Source organism: Luteolibacter arcticus (assembly GCF_025950235.1).
GTDB lineage: Bacteria > Verrucomicrobiota > Verrucomicrobiia > Verrucomicrobiales > Akkermansiaceae > Haloferula > Haloferula arctica.
The window spans coordinates 1-17,205 of the sequence record NZ_JAPDDT010000027.1; the positions used below are offsets into that span (position 1 = coordinate 1).

Annotated in this window: 5 protein-coding genes; all 5 read right to left on the minus strand. The window is 62.9% G+C overall.

What is annotated here, in order from left to right; translation table 11 throughout:
* Positions 1–419: 419 nt before the first annotated feature.
* On the minus strand, positions 420–1,097 hold the full coding sequence (locus OKA05_RS28160) for a hypothetical protein (protein WP_264490561.1): 678 nt from the start codon (positions 1,095–1,097) through the stop codon (positions 420–422).
* Positions 1,098–1,110: 13 nt separating this feature from the next.
* Entirely contained in the window at positions 1,111–4,629 is a 3,519-nt protein-coding gene (locus OKA05_RS28165; RefSeq protein WP_264490562.1) for a hypothetical protein, read from the minus strand.
* Between the two features lie 303 nt (positions 4,630–4,932).
* Complete coding sequence (asnS, locus tag OKA05_RS28170; RefSeq protein ID WP_264490563.1) at positions 4,933–6,300, minus strand: asparagine--tRNA ligase; 1,368 nt, start codon at positions 6,298–6,300, stop codon at positions 4,933–4,935.
* Positions 6,301–6,364: 64 nt separating this feature from the next.
* Complete coding sequence (locus OKA05_RS28175; protein WP_264490564.1) at positions 6,365–7,780, minus strand: hypothetical protein; 1,416 nt, start codon at positions 7,778–7,780, stop codon at positions 6,365–6,367.
* A gap of 283 nt (positions 7,781–8,063) precedes the next feature.
* The gene (locus OKA05_RS28180; RefSeq protein ID WP_264490565.1) at positions 8,064–16,913 is read right to left on the minus strand and encodes an InlB B-repeat-containing protein; all 8,850 of its coding nucleotides are present in this window, start codon (positions 16,911–16,913) and stop codon (positions 8,064–8,066) included.
* Positions 16,914–17,205: the final 292 nt, after the last annotated feature.

A 17,205-nucleotide genomic window follows, 5' to 3' on the forward strand; every position in this document is an offset into this window, starting at 1 on the left:
GCCCTCAAAAGAAGGCCTAACAAGTACCCGCCCCTGACCGCACCGCGGGGAGTTTACCGGGACAAACCGAACAAGGGAAAAACCAAGCGGGCCGCTTAAGTGAGCGCCATTCGAGCCGGGACCTTATTGTCCCGTTCATTCCCGGCCACACTTTCACTCTCCAATCCCCCTGCTCAAAGGCCGCGGGCGCTGCAGTAAAGGCGGAGCCCCCGGACTTTAACCGGCTCCCGGTCCGTCCAAAGCGACAATAAGGTCGATGCTCCTTATGCGGGGTCGAAATCCGGCCGGACCCAGACGATTCCCACAACATCCCGGCTCTTACCCAACGACTTCGAAATGCGCACGCTGTCCGACTAAGCGCGGCTCAACCAAGAGCGCCAACGCATGCTCGCTGCCTTCCGGACCGATGACCGATGACCTCACGTCCCCGGCTGCTTCTCCGGCTCGACAAACTCATCCACCGCCCGGAAGTCGAGGCGCTTGGTGGTCGGGTTCATGAAGAAGAAGACATACGAGCGGATCTTGTTGTCCACAGGCCAGCGGGTGGTGCTCAGCGCGCGGTCGCCTTCTTTTTCACGCACGCCGAAGCCGACGTCATAGTAGTTCTCCGGCTTCGCACCCTTCGGCGTGAGCGTCTGGCCCTTGCCGGGCTGGAGCACGAAGGTGGCGGTGCCGACATAGCCGAGCACCGGCTTGTCGCCGTGATTGTAGAAATACACGTCGCCCGGCTTGAATGACGGGTCATCCGCGGGAATGACCACCGTCTTGTAACCGGTGGCGGCGGGAACGAGCAGGACGATGAACGACTTCCCATTCTCCGGCAGCGTCACGTTGGTGAGCGAGCCTTCCTTCTCCGCGGCCGTCGCCTGCTTCAGGCTGAACAAGCGGGCCGGCGCGGCCTGATATTCAGAGAGGTTGTTGATCGGCAGATCGAAGGGCGCGGACTTCGCCTCGGGCGTGGCCATGAGGACCTGGCCGAGATCCTTCGGCGCACGTTCGGCGAGGAAGCGGACCTTGAGATCCCCGGATTTGGGGGCGTCCTGAGCCGGAGCCAGGGCGGAGAGAAGCAGGGCGAAAACGGTGGCGAGGCGCATCATGGATGACGAGGTATCAAACTTCTTCCGGGTGGAGCCAGCGGAATGACGTCATTTCGTAGCGGCGGCCGAAGGTCTTGTTCACCTCGGAACTCAGGTTCGCGATCACCGTCTCCGCCTTGTCAGCGGTATCCACGAAGTCCTTGCTGCGCTCGACCGTGGCTTCGCACCAGGCGCGGGCGAGCACCTTTCCTTCCTTGTCCACGCTTTCCCCGTAGGCACGGATGATGAAGCTGTCCGAGCGAGCAGCCAAAACCGGCGCGATCGGGGTCAGGATGTCGGCCTGCTTGACGATGCCCGGCATGCCGTATCCGGAGGGTCCCTCCTCCGCTTCGGGAAAGGCGAAGCGCTTTGTAACATCGCTTCCCACCGCGCGGTCGCTGCTTTGCCACGCGGAATTGATTTCCACCTCCTCTGAATCGAGCGCGCTCTGGATCGCCCCGGCGCGTGCCAGGTCCTTGTCGCTGCCCGGACGACGGTTGACGAAGTCGGAGAGCGAAAGGAAGGGGCCGCGCCTGCGGACTTCCTTCACGATCGCGCGGGCGAGTTGCTCGATCTCGTCCGCACTGAGCACCCGGCGGCCGATCCATTGCTCCGGGTCCATGACCTGCGAATCCTGGCCGTCCGCAACCAAGTCCACCGGAGCCAGCAAGCCGGCCACGGGCACTTCTTCCTCGTCCGCGGCGGCGTTGGACTCTTTTCCTTCAGGCGAGCGGATCACGATCTCGCGACCCTTGAGACCGCCCAGCACGGACTTCCACGCTTCCACCGAGGTGGAGTTGACGTTGAACATGCCATCCACCCGGATCAGCGAGGCAATGAGCTGGGTCGCTGTCTCAGCGGGAGCCGAACCGGAGAACATCGAGGTCACCAACTTGGTGACGTCCTGGCCACCGGTCTCGGGCAGGTAGCGGACCGTCGGGAGCTTGGCGGTGCCGTCGAAGAACTCCTGGGCAACCTGCTTCTGGGCGCGCTGTTTGCTGTAAGTGCGGGCAGGGTTGTTCTGCGGCGAGATGCCGGAGAAGAACCAGTCATCCCACAAGTTGAGATTGGCGAGATAGGAGTGATCGGCCACCGGACGGCCGCCCGCGAGCGAGCTTTCCGTCTGGCTAGGCGAAAGGATGGGCGGTGCCACCGAATTGCCGATCGCGTGGGAAATCTGCGGCATCATCGGCTCGCGGGCATTGAGGCAGGCATAGCCGTCCTTCGGCTTGAAGATTTCAAAGCCGTTGGCGCACGAATGCTGGAGCGCAGCCAGGGAAACGATCGGCTCTTTCGGCACCGAGTGGGTGGTCACGAAGCTGGTGCCGAGTTGGGCATTCAGGCCACCACCGAAGTAGGCATTGCCGGTAGTGCTGGTTTCCAGCGCGCGGTTTTTCCAGCTCACCAAGGGGTCGACGACATACTCGTAGGGCAGCAGGTCACGCTCCTTTTGGCTGAGGTCGTAGAAGTCAACGTGATGGGCCCGCGGGTTGAAGCGCCCGAGGTAGCGGGTCCGGGCGGCAGCCTCGGTGCTGCCCTCCGTCTTCGCATTGTACGACATGATCATGATCGGCGACTTGCTGTTTTGAAGCTGGGCGGAGGTGAGAGGGCGACCCATCGCTTCCGTGATCTCGCGGAATACCTGGGGGTGCGCCTTGGCATTCGTCCGTTGGTTCGTCGGCTTGGTCCCGCCTGCGTTCTCGGCGCGCAGTTCGCTGGTCTTCAGGCGTTTGTTACCAAAGTCAAAGTCCACATACATGCCACCGTAGCCGAGGCTTCCCTCAGGCTTTCCCTTGCGATCGTAACCCACGTAAACCTCGTGGTGGGTCGTCGAGAAATGACGGGTGTGTGTGGAGTAACCGGGCGGCACCAAGCCGCTGCTGCCGTTGGAGCCAGCGGTGTAGGCATTCGGACGGGCCCGATAAGTGACCGAGACGTTTGCGGGGACGGTGATCGTGCTCCCCGCCTCGTTTTTCAGCGGATAGCGCAGGCCATTGCCGATGTTGAAGCCCGCCTTCGCCTGCAGCTCGTGATTGACACCACCCGCGGTCATGCCGCCGGACTGGGACACCTTGATCACCTCACCGGGCTTGAAGACGAGTTGCTGGACTGAGTTTCCGGCAACCAGCGAGAGGTAGTTGCTATCGCTGGTGGAGAACGCCCGGATCAAGGGGCAGACATGCGTGGTGCCGGCGACGTTGACGACGATGTCGTACGGGACCGCGAAGTACTTGATCGAGAAGAACGACGACGTGGGAACCACCACCGGAACATCAAGTGGATTCCAGAACGTGATGATCGGATCCATCACCACATGGAGCTGCTGGGTCGTGACGCCGTTCGTCGTCACCGGCTCGGTCTTCAGCGACAGCACCATCTGATAGCTGGTGATGACCGGCTGCTTGAAAAAGAACTCGTCATCCGTGGCGCAAGTGGCCGGAGTCGAGTCCACCACCACGTGCGGCGTGCCGGACGCCAAGGTGCCGCCGGTGGTGAAGCGATAGCTGCCACTGACGCGGATCTCCTTGTAGAGGTTGTAGTAGGCCCACAGCTCGTGGAGATTGATGCCGTTCTCGCCGCCGACCTTGTAAAGGACGTTGGTGGGGCGGGTGGTGGCCAGTTGGCTGTTGGCCTGAGTGGCGGCGCGCTCCAACTGCATCGACAGGTCCTTGCGGAAGCCGCCGGTGCGGAGATTGGTCAGCAGGCCCGTGGAGAAGGGGGCGATGTCATGGAAAAGGCCGCGCGGCGAATCGCGATCAGCAGCTAGGAAAGCGGACTGCTGCCAGTCGGTCACCATCGCCACCTTCGGATCCTTGAGATCGAGTTTGGCGAAGGGCTTGCCAGCGGTGCCCGCGGAAGCGAGTTCGACGGCATTGCGCGGCGCCCCTTGCGTGGACGAGCGGAGCGCGGCCAGCGACTTGTCTTCAGAGGCCGGTGGCGTGGCCATCGCAGCCTTGGTGCCCTGGTCGCCGGTCCACCAACCAAGGCGGGCGGCACCGCCGGACTGAGAATTCACCGTGAGTGCCGGCACCCGGACTTCACCCTCGGCCTTGTCCCCCACCGTACCAGAGCCGACGAGTTTGATTTCGCCCGTGCCGCCAGCATTGCCACTGCCCTTGGCGGTCTCGACGTCCTCCAGCTTGTTGCTTTCCCCCGACACCAGCCACGAGAGGAACTGCGGAGCCGGGCGCTGGGTGGACGTGGATCCCCACGAGCGGTAAACCCCGGTCCAGTGACGCTGGCCCGGCGCGGCGGCGCTATCTTCCCCGCCATTCGAGCTCAACTGATCCGCCGTGGTGGTCACCCGCTGGTCAGGACCGCTCTGCTTCTGGAGCTGGGCAATGGCCAGGCCGAGCGCCATCCGGGCATTCGCCCGTGCCTCCGCCCGATCCGTTTCACGGGTCGAGGTCTGGAGCGACAGGCTGGATAGGCCGAGCAGGCCAACCGCCAGGACGGTCAGCAGGACCATCAGGGAAAGGGAAATGACGAGGGCAAAGCCACGGGGCCTCCGCCAAGAACCGTTAATGTAAGCGCCAATGCGCGGGTTTTTCATGGGATTTCGTCAGCTTGGGTTTTCAGATGTAAATACACTCCTAAACCTGTCTGACAACTCCTCAGTTGAAGTAGCAGTAAAAAAATTCCCGCGTCACTTCAACAATCTGAAGCGATTTGCCATACAGATACCAACCTCAGCCTGACCTCCGCCCTTAGGTCATTGTCCAAGAATTGGCAGCTTAAAGAGCACTCTGAAGCCTTGGAACGCTCATCGCAGGCTTTTCGCACGACAAAAATGGGAAGCCCTGAAACTTAGTTTCAGGAGAATCCCGCCAAACCGTACCCACCCAGCAAACCGCCGTCAGAACTCGCAGTGTCCCGGCGTGCGCGCAAACGGGATCACGTCGCGAATATTCTGCATGCCGGTGACGAACATCAGCATGCGCTCGAAGCCCATCCCGAAGCCCGCGTGCGGCACCGTCCCATACTTCCGCGTGTCCACGTACCACGAGTAATCCTCCACACTCAGTCCGTGGCGCTCCATGTTCGCCAGCAGCACATCCAGCCGCTCCTCGCGCTGGCTGCCGCCGACGATCTCGCCGATCCCCGGCACTAACAGGTCCATCGCAGTCACCGTTTTGTCGTCATCGTTCAGGCGCATGTAGAACGGTTTGATCTCCTTCGGGTAGTTGAAGACGGTCGTCGGCTTCTTGAAATACTCCTCGGTCAACCAGCGCTCGTGCTCGCTCTGGAGGTTCAAGCCATACTCGACCGGATACTCGAAGGTCTTGCCCGACTTCCTCAGGATCTCCACCGCCTCGGTATAGGAGACGCGCTCGAAAGGATTCTCCGCCACGAACTCCAGCCGCTCGCGCAGGCCCTTGTCCACGAACTTCTCGAAGATCGTCAGGTCGCCGTCCTGACCCTCCAGCGCTTCTCTAACAAGATACTTCACCATCGCCTCGGCGAGGTCCATGTCGCCCTGCAGGTCACAGAAGGCCATCTCCGGCTCGATCATCCAGAACTCCGCCGCGTGCCGCGAGGTGTTCGAGTTCTCCGCGCGGAAGGTCGGGCCGAAGGTGTAAATATTCCCCAGCGCGGTCGCGAAGAGCTCGCCTTCAAGCTGGCCGGACACCGTCAGGTGCGCCGCCTTGCCGAAGAAGTCCTCCTCGAACTTCTGCTTCGCCCCGCCGGTCGGATCGAGCGTCGTCACCCGGAACATCTCCCCCGCCCCCTCGCAATCGCTGGCCGTGATGATCGGCGTGTGGATGTAGTAGAAGGAGCGCTCCTCGAAAAAGCGGTGCACCGCCTGGCTCATCCGGCTGCGGATGCGGAACATCGCGCCGTAGAGATTCGTCCGCGGCCGCAGGTGGGCGATGCTCCGCAGGAACTCCTGCGAGTGCCCCTTCTTCTGCAGCGGGAAGTCATCCGGTGCCTCGCCTAACAGTCGGATCGCCGTCGCCTGCACCTCCCACGCCTGGTTTCCGCCCTGCGACGCCACCAGCCTGCCCTCGACAGTGATCGACGCGCCGGTGCTCATCTTCGCAAGATGCTCCGATCCGGGAATCCCCACGTCAGCGATGATCTGCAAATTCCCCGCACAAGAGCCATCGTTGATCTCCAGGAAAGAGAACGCCTTCGAATCCCGCCGCGTCCGCACCCAACCGGCGGCATGGATCGAGTCGGACGGAGCGGTCGAGCGGAGCAAATCGCGGACGAGGGTGCGCATGGGGGATTTCTAGCAAGGGCCGCGGCCGCTGCAAGAGATCCGGCGGCAAACCCGCTCGCCACGGCTACTTTGGCGAAAGCGACGTCCGGTCCACCACGAACTCAAGCACCTCATCCGGCCATCTCGCCATAAGGCCAATTTCAACTTTCATCCCCGGTTTCAACTCGCCGCTCCAATCGCCCGCCCAATCGAAATCGAAAGAACCACCTGGGGAGGATGTTCCGCTGCGCTTGAACTGAACGGAACCCGAGGAGTGGTCCTCATCGTCGAGAAAAACCACCGGCGTCCAGCGCTCGATCGGCCCGATGGCGGCCTCCGCGGCGCTTCTCTCCGACGCATCCGCCCAAGTGCCATCGAATGAAATCGAGAACTGGTGCGAAGCCGGATACCAGGTCTTCACCGCAGCTCCAACCGGGCCCACCTTCAACGACTTGATCCCCCTCCTCGCATGCTGGGAGGTGATCTCGATCCTTTTCCCGTCCGGCGAAACCTTTCCCTCCAACAACATCGGAATCCCGCGCTTCGGATAGGGATAGTGCGCGTCGTAGTGGATCCGGTAGAGAAACTTGAAGCAATTTTCGTCCGGAGGCATCGGATAGGCCAGCGAGTCCATCGCGACATTCGGCTTGTAGTCCAAATTCATGCTGCGGGTGCCCAAGGCTCCGAGCACTCCGGCATTCGATCCGCGGGCCGGCGGGAAGTCCCCTACCACCGGCAAGTCGCTGCTGAATTCGAAGTCTCCGATCAACCCCTTGCCGCTGTCGGCCATCGTGATCTCCCTCGCCTTCACCAGCCGCACTTCCCAGTGCTTGCCGGTTTTCACCTGCGGCAATGGAGTCGCGGCCCACGACGCCGGCGAACTGCCTGCCGCCGGATTGGGCAGCCGGAATTCCACCGGCGGCTGCCCCTTCATCGTTGCTTGAAAGACCAGATCCTTTCCGCTTCGCGGCCAGCCCGCGAAAGAAACGATTCCGCGGGCTTGCGGATCATCATCGGCTCCGACGGGACCACTGCCATCGATCCACAGGCCACCGCCGTCCGAAAGTCGGAGGACCAGACTACCCGGCTTCATCGTTCCAGGCGACTCTGCAGTGCCGGTCCCGGTCAGATACCGCAGCGACATCACCAGCCGTCCCTCACCCGGCAAATAGCGCACCCCGGCGATCTTCCCACCCATCGTGAAGCGCTCGATCTTCAGATCGCCATCAACGGAGGTGCTCCCCCCCGTTGACCCCATATTCCAGCTTCCCGGCGGCTTGGTCATCACGCCATCCACCCACTCGCTGTCGGCCAAGCCGTAGATCTCGACCTGAGAACCATCATCGAACCGGATCGTGGCGACCGCTGCCTTCAGCGCCATGGCATTCGCCGCTGGCCCGCCCCCGCCAAACAATCCTGCCCGGGCAAGCCACCATCCCGCGGCCACCACCACGATCAACAGAATGATGACACCGGCGACCCGCGATTGCTTCCGCTTCATCTCTGGATTGGCTCATCTCGCCGCTAGAATGACAAGCCGTGCGATCAAGCCTCCAAGCCATCCCGATCGCCGCGGCGCAGCCGCCCTCGGACTGCTGCAATCCTTTGCAGCTCTCTGAATGAAGAGTGAAGCCCGCTGTGCGGCACGACTGAAGCGATCCTCCCGATCACTTCCACCTGCTGGAACAGCGAGCTCAACACTGCACTCAAGAAAAGCGGCAAAGGATTGCCACAGTCCGGAGGCCCGCGGCTTTCATCACGCGAAAGCCGCAGGCAAATCACAATCACGGCACCGTCACCTTCACCCGTCCAAAGCGCGCGTTTCCGTGGGTTGTGTCCGTGATGACATGCTCGCGGCGGCCGTTTGCAACAGGTGCGACAGCCGAGGCAGCGTCGCCGCTCCAGCCAACCGCTCCGGATTGCTCGGCGACCACGGTCCACTCGTCGAGGTCATCGGAGACTTCGATTTGGTAGAGCACATCAGCAGGAATGAACTGCGGCAAGGTGAAGCGCAGGCGCAGGCGGCTTTCATTCGCAACCTTCACCATCTCCGGCCTCACCCGGGTGAGATCACGATCGGAGTCGCCCTCCCGCGGCTCGGTGCCGAAGGCGTACTCGATCACGTTGGCAATCCCATCATCATCGGGATCGGCATCCTGGCCGACGATGGCGGGATCGCCGATCTCCTGCTCGGTGAAGTGGTCGGAGACCCACTCGCTGTAGCTGCCCTCGGGGATCCATTGGACGGCGTCGACCCACGCGGTATCGGAACCCGCGATGCCGCTGCTGTTCTTCATGTAACGCCAGCGGAGCACGTGCTGGCCGGGATCCACGGCGTAGGACTTGAGCTGCCAATCGACTTCGCCGGTAATGCGGCCGGTCATCAGCACCCCATCGATGTAGAACTCAAGGTAGTCACCGCTTTGCGAGGACACCTTCCACGCGAAGGCGATCTCGCCCGGACCATTCACTGTCGTCTCCATCCATGCCTGCTGGCTATGGCCGATGGGAGCACTCTGCGCCGCGTCCTCGCCATCCATGCTGGTGACGACCTGACCCATCCAGAGACCATCGCCGCCGGTGGTGAAGGTCAGCGGGCTCTCCAGCGCGACCGGCAAGTTGACGCCGAAGTGCGCCGTGATGTTCCGGTTCGCGGCGATGGCGAACTGCAGCGGATTGTCCGTGCCGGTCGCACCGACCGACCAGCCGGTGAAGATCAACCCGGCATTGGGCGTGGGAGTGAGCGTGACACTGGTGCCACGGTCATACTTCGGCAGGTTCGGCGACTTCGTCACGCTGCCGAAATTGGCGTTCACCGTGAGGAAGTACTTCGCGGAGTTGATGTCATTCGGGGTCGTCTGATCCGTGAACTCCACCGAGTTGATCACACCATCGCCATCCGGGTCGGTCGTCGCGGTCTGATTGAGATTGCTGAAGTACTGGCGCTCCCAGGCATCCAGCAATCCGTCATTATCCTCGTCCTCGGTACCCGCATTCAGGCCCGCGATGTTGACGACAACGCTCGCAGGAGAAGCACCGTTGTTCAAGATCCGAACATAATACGTCTGCGACGATTGCCAAGGCCAGCCCGTGCTCGTGAGCGCCTGGCTGAGCGTGCTGTTGGCCACGCTGCTGGTGCTGTGCTGGTTTCCCATGAATGCGGGAATCGTCCCCTGCTCCACCCGGATCTGCACCGCAGCCGGATGCGTGCTGGTCCACTTCAGGCGCGTGGCATCGGCAGGCGCGGCGATCTTGTAGAGCACATTGCCGCCGGCAGGGATGCTCGTGTCGATCACGCCGTTGTAGAAGCTCACGGGTATCGCCGCGGGTGCGCTGCCGGTCGTCGTGCTGGTCAGGCTGAAGGTCGCATCGCTATTCGCACGGAAGCCCGCATAGTAGGTGTGGCCGGGACGCAGCGGCGGCGTGTTGAACCCGTACACCTGCGGGGCATCGTAGCCGCCTGTTAGATAAGGTCCTTGGTTCTTGTTGTCGTCCACCCAGCTCTCGATCGAACTGTTCACCGAATTGGTAGGCGAGTTTTGCCCCGAAGGCACGGTATCCCGCACCCACATTACCACGTCACCAACCTGCTGCGTGAAGCCCAGGTTCCACGTGGCCGGAGCATCCACCGGCACGGTGAAGCGGTAGTAGCGCCAGTCGCGGCCGATCAATGTCTGGTTGTTCACGCTGGCGCTCGTCAGATCGAGATCCGTCACATTGCCGGTGGATGCCAGCAGACGGTAGCGCGCATTGCTGCCCCCGCTCGCCTTCACCCCCAGGTACCAGCGGCCGGGGCGAAGCTGGCGCTCAGCCCGCCCATCCACGGGCACCCAGTTGCCATACTCGGAGCCGCTGTCCTTCATCTCTCGATGGACCAGGGAGGCACCGCCCAATTCGCCACCGTTGATATCGTGGTCGGTGGTCGGCACACCGTCCTCGCGGATGAAGAGGTCGGGATTGCCGCTGATCGCACGCAGCTCGGTGCGCAGCAGGCCGGAGTTCCCCTGCGGCACGTCGATCGCGTAAATGTGCCAATCGTCCTGGCCGATGTCCACGCCGCGGTCGCCGGGCAGCGGATTGCCGGAGCTGTCATTGCCACTATCGCCGAAGGTAAAGTTGTGACCCGCGGGCATCTGCCACACCGGGCGCTCCAGCGTCACCGGCTGGCTCGTCAGGGTGTAATTCGTCAAGCCACTGGCCGTCACCTCAACGAACCAGGTTTCGTCGAAGGTGAGAAACGGAGGTACGATGAGTGCCGTATTTCCCGTGACTTGGATCCCGGTGGCGGTATTCCCCCAGGTCCTGTAAACGCGCAGCGTGGTATCGCCCTGGGCGTGATTCACCTTCAGGATCCAGCCGATCACCGGCTGGCCCGTGAGCGTGGCGGGAACCGCAATCTCATAGAACTGCTTCTGACCGGTCGCGAGCTGCTTGGTATCGCTATGCGAGAGACCGTTGCCATTCTGAATCGCGGCAAAGTTCAGCGTCGTGCGCGGCCGTGCCACGATTACCAGATCGCCGGTGGCGTCCGGATAGACTCCCGTGCCAACCTCGTCAGCGCGCACGGTGAGGCTGTAGATTCCCGCCGGCGGATTCGGCACGGTGATCAAGCTGTCCGCCATCACGCGGGCGACACTGCCTGCCGGCGTCGTCGATTGGCCACCGCCGGTGCCGAATTTGTTTGCACCGGTGTCCACGAAGGTCAGGCGGCTGCCCGAGATGAGTGCCATGCGGGGATTCCCGGTGCGATTGTTGAGCTGGAGCTCCAGACTCACCACACCCTCCGGCACGGTGAATTGATAGCCCGTGACCTGAGCACCGGCCAGACTCACGGCATGGTTGATCGGGGTGAGCGAGGCCGTACCGAGGTGGTTTACCGCCGGCGAGCCATTGCTGGCCAGGGTGCCGCTGCTGGTGCCGCTGCCTATCACCCCTGCCGGTGGATTCACTCCCTCGGAAACCACGGCGAGGTAATAGTCGCCCGCCACGATCTTGTCCTCGTTGTTCGGCGGCAGGAGCAAGTAGCGCTCGCCACCCGCCTTCTGCACCTTGACCTGCCGGCTGCCCGTGGCGAGCTGCAGGTCGCCGGCTGCCGCCGCATTGAAGTCGGGGATGTAACCCTGGCGTGCAGCCACCAGCATCTCGCCCGAGGTCGTTGCAAAGGTGAACTCCCAGCTCGGCACATTGTCCGGAATACTAACCTTGTAGTAGTTGGCCTCGCGGGGCGTCAGGTTGTTCACCGCCACGCTGCTACCCGCGGCGAAGCTAAGCGTTCCGATCGGGATCGCCTTGCCCGCCCCGATGAAGCGGCTCTCGATCGTGTAGGAGGACGGCTGGTTGCTGCCAACGCCAAATGGGTCCGACCCTCCATTCAAGATGCCAATGTAATACGTGCCGGCTTCAAGCGGCCGTCCCATCGCCATCACCAGGCGATCGTTCAGCTCGCGTCGTGGTGAGGCCGCGGCGTCATAGCTCCGCTCGGTCCAATCCTTGCCCCCTGCCCACTGGTTGCCGCTCGGCCACGTGGCCGATGACGAGGGGCTCCACGGGGTACTCCCGCCGGTATTGGTGCCGGTGTTCGCGGGAATCTGATCGCGACGGATCGCCCAGCTCACGTCGCCGCCGGTGATGTCCTTGATGCGCAGGTCCCAGCCCGCGATATCGGCCGGAATCTCGACGCGGAAATACTTCCACGAATTCGGCCCGTGGTTTGTCACCTCCGTCGTCCCGCCACCGAGCGGAAGATCCTGCGGCGCATTCGCGCGGATCACGAAGTTCGCGCTCGCCGCACTGACCGCATCGTCCGCTCGCACCGTGGCGGTGTAAACGCCTGCCGGGGGATTCGTGAATGTCAGCAAGCCGCTGCCCGACTGACGGCTCATGCCGCCACCGGCAGGAGCTGCCGTCTGGCCACCGGCCACCCCGTAATCCTGCAACGAACCGTCCGGCTGGGGAATCCGTGTGCCGGAAATGAAGGCCATCTGCGGATTTCCAGTCTTGTTCTCCACACCGATCTCCATACTCACCGTGCCTGCCGGGACCGTGAACTGGAATGCCTTCGTCTCCGCCGCCGCAAGCGCCACCGCCTGCGTGATACCGGCCGTGCTGACCGTGCCGAGATCAGCCACCGCCAGCGGTTGCTGGATCGTGAAGATCGCGCTGCTGCTGCCCGTGCCGATCACTGACGCGTTCGGCGGATTCACCCCCTCGGCGACGATCGCCAAGTAGTAGTCATCCGCCACGATGAAGTCCTGGTTGTTCTCGGGCAGCAACAGGTAGCGATCCATGCCCGCCCGCTGCATCTTCATCGCGCGATTGCCGCTGGCATCCTGGATGTTGCCAGCCTCCGCACCATTGAAGTCCGGCAACACACCGCGGCGCACCAACATCAAGGCTTCACCAACCGTCGGGCTCATATTGAACTCCCAGCGAGCGGTATTCGGCGGCACCGTGATCTTGAAGAAGGCGGCCTCACGGCGCGGCAGCTCCGTCACCGTTGCGCTGCTGCCCACCGCGAAAGGAATCTCGCCCACGGTGACCGGCTGGCCAGTGCCCACGCCACGGCTTTCGATGCTGTAGCTCGCCAGCGTGTTGGCGGTATTCGTCACCGGATCGGTGCCTTGGTTGAGGACACCCACGAGGTAAGTGCCGGGCACCAGCGGACGCCCCATGGCGGCGAAGACCCGGTCTCCCACACCACGCCGCGGGCTACTGGGAAGGTCGAAGCCTCGCCCTGTCCAGTCGCTGCTTCCAGCCCACTGATAAGCGCTCGGCCACGATGAGTCGCCCGAGGGATTCCAAGGCGTGCTCCCGCCCGCGTTGGTTCCCACCGAGGAAGGAAGCTGGTCGCGACGGATGACCATCTGCGGATTGCCGCTGGTGATGTTCGTCAGGCGGATGTCCCATGCCATCACGCCTTCGGGCACCGTCACCTGGAAGTATCGCCACGCCGTGGCCGTGTGGTTCGTCACCGTCTCCGTGCCATTGAAAGCGAGCGGCACCGGCGCATTTGCCATGATCACGAGATCCGCGCTCGCGTCCGGATACACGCTGCTCACATCTTCCGCCCGCACCGTCAGCGTATAGACGCCAGCCACCGGATTGGCGATGTTGAGCAAGTTCCCGGTCGTCACCCGCGCCATGCCACCGGCCGGAGCCGCCGTCTGCCCGCCTGCCACGCCGTAGTCCTGGATCGAGGCATCGGGCTGCGGGATCATCGTGCCGGAAATCATCGCCAACTGCGGATTCCCCACGCGGTTTTCCAAGCGCACCTCCAGCGCGGCCGTACCCACCGGCACCGTGAATTGATAGGCCTTCACCTGGGCACCGCTCAGGCTGATCGACTGGTTGATCCCGGAGATGCTCGCAGCGCCCAGGTTCTGGATGGCAAGCGGGCCGCGGCTCGTCAGCGTCGCGCTCACCGGGCCACTGCCGATCACGTCCCACGCGGGAGGATTGAGACCCTCGCTCAGCACGCCGATGTAATAGTCTCCCTGCATGAGCGAAGCCTGATTGTTGTAAGGGAGGAGCAGGTAACGCTCGCTGCCGATGCGCTGGACCTTCACCTGGCGGGTCCCATTGCTCGCGGTGTCCTGCACATTCCCATTATAGGCGGCAGTGAACTCCGGGATCATGTCGCGGCGTGCGACGACCGCCGATTCGCCCGAGCTCTGCTCGAGGGTGAATTCCCAGCTCTGCGTATTCTCCGGAATACTAACTTTATAGTAGGCCGCCTCGCGCGGCTCGAGATTGTTCACCGTCACGCTGCTCCCTGCTGCCAACCCCAGCGTTCCCACCGGAATATCCAGTCCTTCCCCGATGGCCCGGCTTTCGAGCGTCATGCTCGCGGTTTGGCCGGTGGTCTTGGTCACAGGGTCGGAGCCATCATTGTAGATGCCAATGTAGTAGGTGCCGGGAACCAGCGGACGACCGGCTGCGACCAGGATACGGTCGTTCATCTCGCGGCGTGCGGAACCGGTCACATCGTAGGCCCTGCCGGTCCAATCGTTGCCGCCGGTGATTTGATAGCCGCTCGGCCAGACGGCCTCGGATACCGGCGACCACGGGGTGTTGACGCCGTTGTTGGTGCCGGTAGTCGAGGGCAGTTGGTCACGGCGCACCACCAGGGTGCAATTCCCGCCGGTCGAGTTGGCAAGGAGCAGGTCCCAGGCCAGCATCCCGCTGCCAATGTCCATGCGGTAGTAGCGCCACTTCTGCGATGGAATCGGCCCCACCACCGTGCTTCCTTGGAACGACAGCGTTGAAGGGGCGATCGGATGCACGTCGAGCGTGAAGGCACCGAGAGCCTGCTGGGGAAGGAAGACACCGACATACCAAACATCGGCCTGATGATTCATGCGCTGGATGAATCCATTCGTGCTCGATTCATCCATGTAGGTCGCGGCGGTGTCGGTCACGCCAATGCCACCGTCCACGCGCTTCTGCCAGCGGCCCGGGACCTTGTTGCGGCGCAGCGCGATCTGGGTGCCGGGAACGTGATTGGAAAGCTGGAGTTCCCAGCCAAGTGCACCGACCTGCGAAGGAATGTCGGTCAGCGCATAGAAGCGCCATCCGGACCGCGCGGACTGGTCATTCACCTTGGTGTCGGTGAAGGACAGCGGCGTGATCACCGGGTCGCCGTTCTTCAAGGTGAAGGTGTAGGGCGCATCGCTCCACGTCGTGATGTACCACGTTCCATCGGTCAGGTAATTCGGCACCAGCGTGATGCCTTCCGTCGCGCTGCCCGCCGTGGCGGAGAAGGCTTCGTTGTCGAACTCCGCAGCCACGCTACCCTTGCGCACCGCGATGTCCGGATTGCCCGCGATCGCCACCGCATGGATGTCCCACGCGATCTGGTCCACCGGCACCTGCACGCGATACACGCGGTACGGCGTACCGGTCACCGCCACATTCGAAACCGTGCCGTTGTAGGCAAGGTCGCTGACCATCTGGATCCGTGAATCCAGGCCGATCGACTCGCCAGCCGGAGCCACGATGCTCGCATACCACGTGCTGCCCGTGGTGCCGATCACCGGTGGCACCGCCAGCATGCGACCGGCCTGCTTGCGGACGTAGTTGCTAGAGTGATTGTGGAAGGGCAGCTTGTTCGAGCGCAGCGCGATCTCGCGATTGCTGCCGCCGAGATACAGGCTCCATCCCGGCGTGCCCGTGGGCAGCACCGACTTGTAGAAGCGGATGCCTTCCGGCGGCATCGGCGCGGCCGGAGCATTCTGCGGGGCCACTGCTTCACCGATGTCGTATTGACCGTTCGAGTTCGCATCGGTGAAGGGCAGCGTGCCGAGATCGTGAACGTAGGGCTTGCCGCTGACGAGACTCCACTGCGCGCCTTCCGTCGCGTAAACCATCAGGCTCCACTCTTCGTTCGCGGCGAATTGATCGTCGCGCAGCACCAGGCCATCTGACCCCGTCTGCACCGAGCTGTGGGTGCTGCTGCTCGTCGTCGGAAGCGCGGTCTTCGAGAAATACAGCGCCGCCTCGCCCGAGGTCACCGTAAGTCGCGAGCGCCAACCGCCGAGGTCGCTCGATTGCGTCGTCACCTTGAAGTAATGGCGGCCGGCACGCGTGTTGGTGTTAGAAAAAATCGCCGTGCCTGTTTCCGCGGTTCCCGGATCCCAAGTCAGCGTGTGGATCACCGGCTGCCAGTCATCCAGCGTCACGGTCTTGGAGTTGTAGTTGATCCGGAATGAGCCCCTGTCATTCGCCAGCGTGTAGCGCGAGCCATTCGGCAAGCCCGTGAAGGTCCCGCTGATGCTCAGCCCCTCGAGGATCGTAAAGGTGCCGGCCGCAATGGTGTCGTGGAAGTTGTTCACCAAATCCACCTGCAAGGCACCGGCGATCGTGACCGCTCCGGTGGCGGTGATCTTGTCGTAAGTGCTACCCATCGAAGTGCCGCCGAGCTCGATGTTCGTGGTGGATCCGGCTTGGATAGCCAGCGCGCCACTCACGGACAGCGACCCCGTGGCACCCGGTAGCGCCGGTGAAACGCTACCCGCCACGGTCAAGGAACCCGTGACCGAGCCGGGCATCCTCAGCGACGCCCCCGAAGCAATCGTCAACGAGGACGTGGTGATCACCGGAGAAGCGATGCTTGAGCGGAGGAGCCCGCTTTTCAGCGTCACCGCCCCAGCACCGGCATTCAAGCCGGACCCGAGAATCAGTTCCTCCACCGGATTGAGCAGGATGGAGCCGCCATTGGTCGTGATTCCTTGCGTGATCGTGATCTTGCGACCGGCGTTCAAGGTCAGCGGCATCGCCCCGCCGCTCGCGGACAAGGTCGCATTGATCGTGATGTCGCGCGCAGCATTCCAAACCATCGCGCCGGGACTCGCCCCAGCGCTTTTCGACAGCGCGGACGAGAGCACGATGTCGCCATTGCCAGCGGCCGCACTAGCGGTGTTGATCGTCACACCCGTGCCCGCATTGAGGTCGGTTTGAATGATACTCGCCTGCACGAAGGCCGCGGCATCAACCGGGGTGAACACCCTCGGATTCGTTCCGCTGAACGAGCCGCCCGATGTGGAGGCGGTGGAAATGGTGACGTCGCTTGCCGCGTGGAGCACGGCGGGTAGCAACAGCGATAGGACGACAAGGGTGGAGGATGGGCGGGGCTTCATGATCTAACAAACCGGAGAGGGTCGCGAACAAATTGGGTCGCTTGAATCAAGGCGGGTGACCGCGCGATTCCTTGGCAAATACCCCGAAAAAAATTTCCCCGTCGATGTCGAGTTGGCGGACTACACCTAAAGTCCCAATCGCTCCGCACGCGACGACGACCACCTAACACCCCCCTCTCTTCACCCACAAAGCCCGGATAACCAACGCCATCCAGACACGACCAAAGGAGGCCGGCATCATCCCATTCAAGCACACCGGGCAAGCCGGCCATTCATCCTCGTGGACACGAGA